The sequence below is a fragment of the Paraburkholderia sp. RL17-373-BIF-A genome, from assembly GCF_046030175.1.
In the GTDB taxonomy this organism is placed as follows: domain Bacteria; phylum Pseudomonadota; class Gammaproteobacteria; order Burkholderiales; family Burkholderiaceae; genus Paraburkholderia.
Genome location: NZ_JARESO010000014.1, coordinates 203,544 through 212,416, shown reverse-complemented (window position 1 = coordinate 212,416; position 8,873 = coordinate 203,544). Strand labels below are relative to the sequence as shown.

The 8,873-nt window shown below is 63.6% G+C and carries 9 protein-coding genes; 7 read left to right on the top strand and 2 right to left on the bottom strand.

Annotated elements, in window-relative coordinates; genetic code table 11:
- Nucleotides 1–390: 390 nt before the first annotated feature.
- Nucleotides 391–720: a hypothetical protein gene (locus P0D80_RS19605; protein ID WP_132382733.1), complete on the top strand. Its 330-nt coding sequence runs from the start codon at nt 391–393 to the stop codon at nt 718–720.
- A 31-nt stretch (nt 721–751) separates the two neighbouring features.
- On the opposite strand, the gene P0D80_RS19600 is transcribed toward P0D80_RS19605, so the two are convergent.
- The gene (locus tag P0D80_RS19600) at nt 752–1,336 is read right to left on the bottom strand and encodes a malonic semialdehyde reductase (RefSeq protein ID WP_132382735.1); all 585 of its coding nucleotides are present in this window, start codon (nt 1,334–1,336) and stop codon (nt 752–754) included.
- A 153-nt stretch (nt 1,337–1,489) separates the two neighbouring features.
- Between P0D80_RS19600 and P0D80_RS19595 the strand changes: the two genes are divergently transcribed.
- From P0D80_RS19595 to yjfF, 6 genes are all read left to right on the top strand, one after another.
- Nucleotides 1,490–2,101, top strand: coding sequence for an alpha-ketoglutarate-dependent dioxygenase AlkB family protein (locus P0D80_RS19595; RefSeq protein ID WP_408286124.1), 612 nt, complete (start codon nt 1,490–1,492; stop codon nt 2,099–2,101).
- A gap of 44 nt (nt 2,102–2,145) precedes the next feature.
- The gene (locus P0D80_RS19590) at nt 2,146–2,325 is read left to right on the top strand and encodes a hypothetical protein (protein ID WP_408286122.1); all 180 of its coding nucleotides are present in this window, start codon (nt 2,146–2,148) and stop codon (nt 2,323–2,325) included.
- Nucleotides 2,326–2,567: 242 nt separating this feature from the next.
- Complete coding sequence (locus P0D80_RS19585; protein ID WP_132382739.1) at nt 2,568–3,554, top strand: ABC transporter substrate-binding protein; 987 nt, start codon at nt 2,568–2,570, stop codon at nt 3,552–3,554.
- A gap of 214 nt (nt 3,555–3,768) precedes the next feature.
- On the top strand, nt 3,769–5,406 hold the full coding sequence (locus tag P0D80_RS19580; protein ID WP_408286120.1) for a sugar ABC transporter ATP-binding protein: 1,638 nt from the start codon (nt 3,769–3,771) through the stop codon (nt 5,404–5,406).
- Nucleotides 5,403–6,434 carry an ABC transporter permease gene (locus P0D80_RS19575; RefSeq protein ID WP_132382743.1) on the top strand — a complete coding sequence of 344 codons (1,032 nt, stop codon included), beginning with the start codon at nt 5,403–5,405 and terminating at the stop codon, nt 6,432–6,434. The genes P0D80_RS19580 and P0D80_RS19575 overlap by 4 nt, the downstream gene beginning before the upstream one ends.
- Complete coding sequence (gene yjfF / locus P0D80_RS19570; RefSeq protein WP_132382745.1) at nt 6,431–7,528, top strand: galactofuranose ABC transporter, permease protein YjfF; 1,098 nt, start codon at nt 6,431–6,433, stop codon at nt 7,526–7,528. The genes P0D80_RS19575 and yjfF overlap by 4 nt, the downstream gene beginning before the upstream one ends.
- 19 nt (nt 7,529–7,547) lie before the next feature.
- Here yjfF and P0D80_RS19565 read toward each other — a convergent pair whose 3' ends face one another.
- Nucleotides 7,548–8,849: an MFS transporter gene (locus tag P0D80_RS19565; protein WP_408286118.1), complete on the bottom strand. Its 1,302-nt coding sequence runs from the start codon at nt 8,847–8,849 to the stop codon at nt 7,548–7,550.
- Nucleotides 8,850–8,873 lie beyond the last annotated feature (24 nt).

Sequence of the window (8,873 nt, the reverse complement as noted above, 5' to 3'; positions counted from 1 at the left end):
ACCTACTACCCGGGCGGCAGGGCCCGCCCACGGGGGTCGCGCGGGGGGGGGCGGCGGGCCCCGCCAAACCCGGGGCCCCACGAGCCGATCCATTCTACCGAGATGTGCAAGCGCGTGCCGGCGGCGCCAAATTCGATGTCGGCACGCCAGACCGCCTACCTCTGAAGGTGTTCGCACGTTACTGCATTGCAGCAATCCACGCTGTTGTATGCAGGCCGTCCAGCTGGCTGATACGGTCGAATTAAATGGGCTTTGAATTGTGCCCGAGCGTGGACTATTCTCAAATAGAACCGGCTTGTATTAAAGCCAGGGCGAGGGCCACAATGAAGCCGTCGCAGTCCGCTTAGCGGTTCGTTTTGTCGCCGCCGGAAGGCGAAGCAGGAGGCGCACATGAAGCTGCTCAGATCAGGCAACCCGTTCCGCCACGCGCACCATGCGCATCACGTCGGACACGAGGGCAGCCATGTCATGCTGCCGCTCGTCGTCATTTCGGTGATGGCGATCGGCGTGTACTTCGGCGTGCGCAACATCGATTTTTCCGAGTTGGGCAAAAGCGCGCTGTTCTATGTCGTGATGCTCAGTGTCGCTCTGGGTATCGCGGGATTGTTCGGCGTCGTCGGGGCCTGGGTTCGGTCAAACGGCGACGACGCCGAAGAGGGCTTCTGCTTCATTGGCGCGTTGATCGGCGCCGTGGTGTTCTACGTGGCGATCTTGAGTTGACCGCTCTCAACAGCAGATCGGGCGCCGTGGATCAGACGATCCGCGCGGCCTCGTCGAAAGCGAAGCGCGGGCTGCGCGGGAACAGTTTCGACGGGTCGCCGTAGCCCAGATTGATCAGGAAGTTCGACTTCACGGTCGTGCCGGCAAAGAACGCTTCGTCGACCTTGGCGGCGTCGAAACCCGACATCGCACCCGTGTCCAGGCCGAGCGCGCGGGCGGCGAGAATCAGGTAGCCGCCTTGCAGCGTCGAATTGCGAAATGCCGTGTCGGCGATCGCCTTGTCGTTACCGGCAAACCAGCTGCGCGCATCGGCGTGCGGAAACAGCTTCGGCAGGTGCTCGTAAAACTCCATGTCCATCCCGACGATCGCCGTGACCGGCGCTGCCATCGTCTTCTCCAGATTGCCTGGCGACAAAGCCGGGCGCAGCTTCTCCTTGCCCTCCTGCGTTTTGACGAAGACAAAGCGGCCCGGGCTGGAATTGGCCGAGGTCGGGCCGAGCAGCACGAGTTCGATGAGTTGTTTGAGCACGGCGTCGTCGACAGGTTTTTGCTGCCAGCCGTTATGCGTGCGCGCTTCGCGGAAAAGCTGATCGAGCGCCTGGTCGGAAAGAATCATTTGATTGTTCCTTGAAGGTTGTGTGTGAATTGGAAAGGACGGCGCCGGATCAAACCGCAAGCCGCGCGTAGGAGCGTCGCCGTCGTTGCCGCCATAATAGCCAAGGTTCTTTCCGGTCGCGCATTGAGCGCGCGATCGTACTCAGTCAATCTCATGACGGATCTCTTTGCGGATTTTTCCGATGCTCTGCCGGCGCCCGACGTCGACTGGTATCCCGACTGGCTGCCGTCTGAAGTGGCGGCACGGGCCTTGACGCAACTCATCGACGAAGTCGAATGGCGTCAGGACATGATGGGCACGCCCGCCGGCCGCGTGCCGCTGCCGCGGCTGACCGCCTGGCAAGGCGAGCCTGACGCCGTCTATGTCTACTCGGGTATTCGCAATGTGCCACAAGCGTGGACGCCGACCGTCGCCGAGCTGAAGTCCGCCGTGGAGTCTATTTGCAACGCGCATTTTAATAGCGTGCTGATCAACCGCTACCGCAGCGGCACCGACAGCATGGGTTGGCATGCGGACCACGAGCCCGAACTCGGCGCACAGCCGGTGATCGCCTCGGTGAGCCTGGGCGTCGCACGCACGTTCGATCTGCGGCATAACAAGACCGGCGTCGTGCAGTCTTTTTCGCTGAAGGGCGGCAGCTTGCTGGTGATGAAGGGCAACACGCAAGCGGATTGGCGGCATCGGGTGCCGAAGGAGCCGCGCGTGGTGGGTGAGCGGATCAATCTGACGTTTCGGTGGGTGACGCCGCGCGCGAGTGTCCGCTGATGGGGCGCGTGTGGGGCGGCGGCGGTGGCGCCGCATAGCCGAGCGTGCCCGACAAGCCCGACAAGCCCGACAAGCCCGACAAGCCCGACAAGCCCGAGCAAGCCGAACAAGCCGAACAAGCCGAACAAGCCGAACAAGCCGAACAAGCCGAACAAGCCGAACAAGCCGAACAAGCCGAACAAGCCGAACAAGCCGAACAAGCAGCCGAGCACGTAAGCGCATAAAAAAGCGCCAAGCGCATCGCCGAGCCAACCAACGCACTCCGCCCACATCAACAGCGCATCCCACGTCCACGCCACAACCGCCACCGCCCGCTATACCAAAATTGATATCGCCGACGCGAATCATATGATTGGACGGTTAACGCCCTAGACACTACGCTACATCACGATCCACGCACCGTGAGGGCCGCAACGGCTGGGCGGATTCGATGGGTCGCCTACACAACAACGATCAGGAGACAGTCATGGCGAATACACGACGCGCCGCATGTCGTGCGTTGGGCGCGCTCGCACTCTGCGCGGGCTTTGGTGCGCTGACGCTGACCACGCCGGGCGCTTACGCGCAGGACAAACAGATCACGCTGGGCTTCGCGCAAGTCGGCGCGGAAAGCGCATGGCGAACCGCCAACACCGAATCGGTCAAGTCCGCTGCGGCCGAGGCGAAGATCAAGCTCAAATTCTCCGACGCGCAGCAGAAGCAGGAAAACCAGATCAAGGCGATCCGCTCCTACATCGCGCAGAAAGTCGACGTGATTGCGTTTTCGCCGGTCGTCGAGTCGGGCTGGGAACCGGTGCTACGCGAGGCTAAAGCCGCGAAGATTCCGGTGATTCTCACCGACCGCAACATCGACGTGAAAGACACCTCGCTCTACGTGACGATGATCGGCTCGGACTTCATGGAAGAAGGGCGGCGCGGTGGTCATTGGCTCGCGGATCACTATAAAAACGACCAAGGCCCCGTCAACATCGCTGAACTTCAGGGAACGGTCGGATCGGCGCCTGCCAACGACCGGCACTCGGGTCTTCTCGAAGTGATCAAGAACGATCCCAAATTCAAGATCATTGCCTCGCAAAGTGGGGACTTCACGCTGGCCGGCGGCAAGCAGGTCATGGAAGCGTTTATAAAGACATATGGAAATAAAATAAATGTAGTTTATGCGCATAACGACGATATGGCGCTCGGCGCCATCCAGGCGATGGAAGAGGCCGGCATGCATCCGGGCAAGGACGTCATCGTCGTTTCGTTCGATGCGACCAAGGGCGGCTTCCAGGCGATGGCCGCGGGCAAGATGAACGTCGATGTGGAATGCAGTCCGCTGCTCGGGCCGCAATTGATGTCGGCGGTGAAGGATGTGGTGGCCGGCAAGCCGCTGCCCAAGCGTATCCTGACGGAAGAGACGGTCTTCCCGATGAGCGTCGCCGCGCAGACACTACCGACGCGCAAGTATTGACGGTAATTGATAAGGCTTCCTGACTGTAATAAGCGGACATAGACGCACGGAACAGCGCGCGACAGGGAAGCGAGTACCGACACACGAAAAAAGGTTTCTCCAGTGGTGCCTGGCCGTCCGTCTGCTTGGGTAGCGGGCGGCCTCTTTTCCGCGCAATGCCGGCTGGAGGCTGCTGGAGGCCGCCGAACCACGCACCGCCGATCGAGCGAGGCCTATGACGCATCCCGCTTCCGAACCGAATCCGCCGGCTGGCGGCAGCGGCAACGCCCAAGCCGCCACCGGAATCACCGGCGCCGCGGCAACCCATGCCGACGGCACCACGAACACTGTCGAACCGATTCTCGCCACCGCCGGCGTCAGCAAGACGTTCCCGGGCGTGAAGGCGCTGCAGCGGGTCGATTTCCGCCTGTTCCCCGGCGAGATTCATACGCTGATGGGGCAGAACGGCGCGGGCAAATCCACTTTGATCAACGTGCTCACCGGCGTCGTCGCGCCGGACGCCGGCACGATCCGCCTCGGTGGCGAGGTGGTGGCGTTCGCCTCGCCGCAGGAGGCCGAAGCGGCCGGCGTGCGCACGCTGTATCAGGAAGTGAACCTGTGCCCGAATCTCTCGGTAGCGGAGAACATTTTCGCGGGCCGGCAACCGAGACGCTTCGGCGCAATCGACTGGCCCGACATCAAGCGACGGGCTCAAGCCGCGCTGGCGCGCCTCGACGTGACGCTCGACGTCACCCGTTCGCTCGATGCCTATCCAATCGCCGTGCAGCAGATGGTGGCGATCGCGAGGGCGCTTTCCGTCGACGCGCGTGTGCTGATTCTCGACGAGCCGACCTCGAGCCTCGACGACGGCGAAGTCAGCCAGCTCTTCAAAATACTTCGGCATCTTAAGCAATCGGGCATTGCGATTCTGTTCGTCACGCATTTCATCGAGCAGACGTATGCCATCTCCGACCGCATTACGGTGATGCGCAACGGCGAGCGCGAAGGCGAGTATCTCGCGCGCGATCTGCCGGCCGATCAACTGGTATCGAAGATGGTCGGCCACGAGCGCATGAGCGCACGTTTGCGTGAAGCCGCCCAGGAAGGACACGACACGCATGAAAAACAAGTCGCGCAGACCGTCCAGCCATTCATCGAACTACGCGGCGTCGGACGGCGCGGCACCATGCAGCCGATCGACCTCGACGTGCAGCCGGGTCAGATCCTCGGCCTTGCCGGTTTGCTCGGCTCGGGCCGCACGGAAACCGCGCGGCTGTTGTTCGGAGCCGACCGCGCCGATAGCGGCACCATTCTGGTGGAAGGCCGCCCCGTGCGGCTGCGTTCGCCGCGCGATGCGGTGCGCCACGGCATAGGCTATTGCGCGGAAGACCGCAAGAAAGAAGGCATCGTCGCCGAACTGTCGATCCGCGAGAACATCCTGCTGGCGTTGCAGGCGCGGCGTGGCTGGTGGCGCAAGATCAACCGGCAACGCGCGCGCGAACTGGCTGATCTATGGATCGAGCGGCTCGGCATCAAGGCCGCGGATGCGGAACAGCCGATCGGCCTGCTGTCCGGCGGCAATCAGCAGAAAGCGCTGCTGGCGCGCTGGCTCGCCACCGATCCCAAGCTGCTGATCCTCGACGAGCCGACACGCGGCATCGACGTCGCGGCCAAGTTCGACATCATGGATCGTCTGCTGGCGCTGTGCGCGAGCGGCTTGAGCATCCTGTTCATTTCGTCGGAGATCAGCGAGGTGCTGCGCGTGAGCCATCGCGTGGCGGTGTTGCGCGACCGTCGCAAGATCGCCGAAGTGGCCGGTAAAGCGTCGAACGAGGACAACATCTATCGACTCATCGCGGGGAGCGGCGAATGAAGCTATCGAACTGGTTCGTGCGCGACGGCGCCGAGCGGCCGTTGATCTGGCCATGCGTCACGTTGGTGTTGTTATGCGGGCTGAACCTGTGGGTCAATCCGCATTTTCTGTCGCTGCGCATGCTCGACGGCCATCTGTTCGGCGCGCCGATCGATGTGCTGAATCGCGCTGCACCGCTGGTGCTTGTCGCCACCGGCATGACACTCGTGATCGCGACGCGCGGCATCGACATTTCGGTGGGCGCCGTGGTGGCGATCGCGGGCGCGGCCGCCGCCACGATACTGGCGACGCAGCCAGAAGCATCGAGCGGACTGATCGCACAGGCGCTGATCGCGGCGTTGATCGTCGGCGTGCTGAGCGGCATGTGGAACGGTTTGCTGGTGTCCTTCGTCGGCATGCAGCCGATCATCGCCACCTTGATCCTGATGGTCGCCGGGCGCGGCATCGCGCAATTGCTGACGGCAGGGCAGATCATTCCGATCGGCGCGCCGGGCTATCTGTTCGTGGGCGGTGGCTACTGGCTCGGCGTGCCGTGCTCGGTGTGGATCGCCACGGTGGCGGTGCTGGCCACCGCCGCGCTCGTCGAAGGCACGGCGCTCGGCCTGTTCATTCGCGCGATCGGCGTCAATCCGGTCGCCACGCGTCTGGTCGGCTTGCGATCCAAAGCGCTCGTCTTCGCGGTGTACGGCTTCTCGGGACTGACCGCGGCGATGGCGGGCATTCTCATCAGCTCGAACGTGCGCAGCGCCGACGGCAACAACGCCGGCCTGCTGCTCGAACTCGACGCGATCCTCGCGGTGACACTCGGCGGCACGTCGCTGCTCGGCGGCCGCTTCAGTCTCGCGGGCACGGTGCTGGGCGCGCTGATCATTCAGACGCTGACCTACACCACGTATTCGATCGGCGTGCCGCCGGAAGCCACGCTCGTCGTCAAGGCGGCCGTGGTGCTTGCGGTGAGCGTGATCCAGTCGCCGTCGGCGCGTGCGCTCGGTCTATCGCTTGTCACGCAACGGAGGGTGGCGCGATGAGACGCATCCTCGAAGCCTGGGCTCATATCGTCGATCCGCGCACGCTGCCGATTGCCGTCACGATCCTGCTGTTCTGCGCGCTGTTCGGATTCGGCTCGGTGATGTACACCGGTTTCTTCTCGTGGCAAGTGCTCCTCGATCTGCTGGTCGATAACGCGTTCTTGCTGATCGTGGCGATCGGCATGACGTTCGTGATCGTGTCCGGCGGCATCGACCTGTCGGTGGGGTCGGTCGTCGCGCTGACGACCATCGTCGAGGCGGTGCTGTCGGAACATCTGCATTGGCCGGTCTGGGTGATCCTGCCGATCGTGCTGCTGATGGGCACCGTGTTCGGCGCGGTGCAGGGCGCGTTGATTCACTTCTTCCGCTTGCAGGCGTTTATCGTCACGCTGGCCGGCATGTTCTTCGCGCGCGGCTTGTGCTTTCTGATCACGACGCAGTCGATCACCATCACCGATCCGACGTTCCAGAAGATTTCGGCGTTTCGTCTCGACATCGGCGTCGGCTCGGTGACGGCGAATGTGCTGATCGCGTTCGTCACGCTGCTGGCGGCGATCTATGTGGCGCACTTCACGCGTTTCGGCCGCAACGTCTACGCGATCGGCGGCAACGCGCGCTCGGCTTTGCTGATGGGCTTGCCGGTCGCGCACACACGCATCGGCGTGTATGCACTGAGCGGCTTCTGCTCGGCGCTCGGCGGTGCGGTCTTCACGTTCTATGTGTTGTCGGGCTACGGTTTGCAAGGGCAGGGCATGGAGCTCGATGCGATCGCCGCGACCGTGATCGGCGGCACGCTGCTGACGGGCGGCGTCGGCTATGTGATCGGCTCGCTGTTCGGCGTCGGTATTCTCGGCACGATCCAGGCGCTGATCACGTTCGACGGCACGCTCAGTTCGTGGTGGACCCGCATTGTGATCGGCGCCTTGCTGTGCGCGTTCTGCCTGTTGCAACGGCTGATCGAGCGTCACGCCAAATCAGTGGGGCGTCCGGGCGGCACCGGCGCGGTCGTGACCGCGGGACGGGAACGCGGGCATGCGGACGGATCGGCGGCGTCGGATTCGCATGTGATCGGACGCGCGCCTGAGCAGGCTTGAACATGCGCGCTGTGGCGGCTCACGCGCTGAGTTGCCGTCCTCTGGTTTCAGGCAACGTCAACGCGGCGAGGATCACGACACCATACGCCGCCGCTGCGAACACGCCGATCGCGTGGCCGAGCGTCATCGTCTGCGAGACGTAGCCGATCAGGAACGGAAACGTCGCGCCGACCGCCCGCCCGAAGTTGTAGCAGAAGCCCTGACCGGAGCCGCGAATCCGCGTGGGGAACAGTTCGGTGAGGAACGCGCCCATGCCCGAGAAAATGCCGGACGCGCAGAAGCCGAGCGGGAAACCGAGCACGAGCATCGAGAGATTGTCGAGCGGCAGTTGCGTGTAGACCAGCGCAATCGCGCACGACGCCAGTGCGAACGCGATGAAGGCGCGCTTGCGGCCGATCCTGTCGCTGACGTAAGCGCCCGTCAAATAGCCGCAATACGAGCCGACGATCACCACGCCCAGATAGCTGCCGGTGCCGATCACGCTCAGATGCCGTTCGGTCTTCAGATACGTCGGCAGCCAGGTGGTCACCGCGTAGTAGCCGCCTTGCACGCCGGTTGCCAGCACGGACGCTCGCAGCGTCGTCCACAGAATCTCGCCACGGAAAATATCGAGCAGCGAGGTGCGCGTTTGCGTGGCGGCCTGCGCCGCTTTCTGCTGCCGATGCACTTCGGGTTCGTCGACGAAGCGGCGGATCCAGATCACGAACGGCGCCGGCGCAATGCCGATCGCAAACAGCACGCGCCACGCGTAATCGGCCGGCACCAGCGAGAACACGGCCATGAAGAGCAACGTCGAGATACCCCAGCCGATCGCCCAGCCCGCCTGCACGAGTCCCACCGCCTTGCCGCGATCGCGCGCTCGGATGACTTCGCCGATCAGCACCGCACCGGCCGTCCACTCGCCGCCGAAGCCGAGTCCCATCAGCCCGCGCGCCCACAGCAGTTGCGAGAAATTCTGCGCCAGCGCGCAAGCCAGCGTGAAGACCGCGAACCAGAGAATCGTGATCTGCAGTGTCTTGACCCGGCCGATGCGATCCGACAGCACGCCGGCAGCCCAGCCGCCGAGCGCAGAACTCAGGAGCGTGACCGTGCCGATCAGACCGGCGTCGCCGCGCGTGATGCCCCACGTCGCGATGAGCGTCGGAATCACGAAGCTCAGGAACTGCGTGTCCATGGCGTCGAGCACGTAGCCGATCTTGCAACTCCAGAAGGCGCGCTTCTCACTGGCGGAGATCTGCCGATACCATGCGAACGGGCCTTTTCCTGATCCGGCCGGGTCGTAATGCCCGGTGTCGGCGGTCAACTGCGCTTCGGTTTCCATGCTTGCACTCCGGTCGTCGTTGGC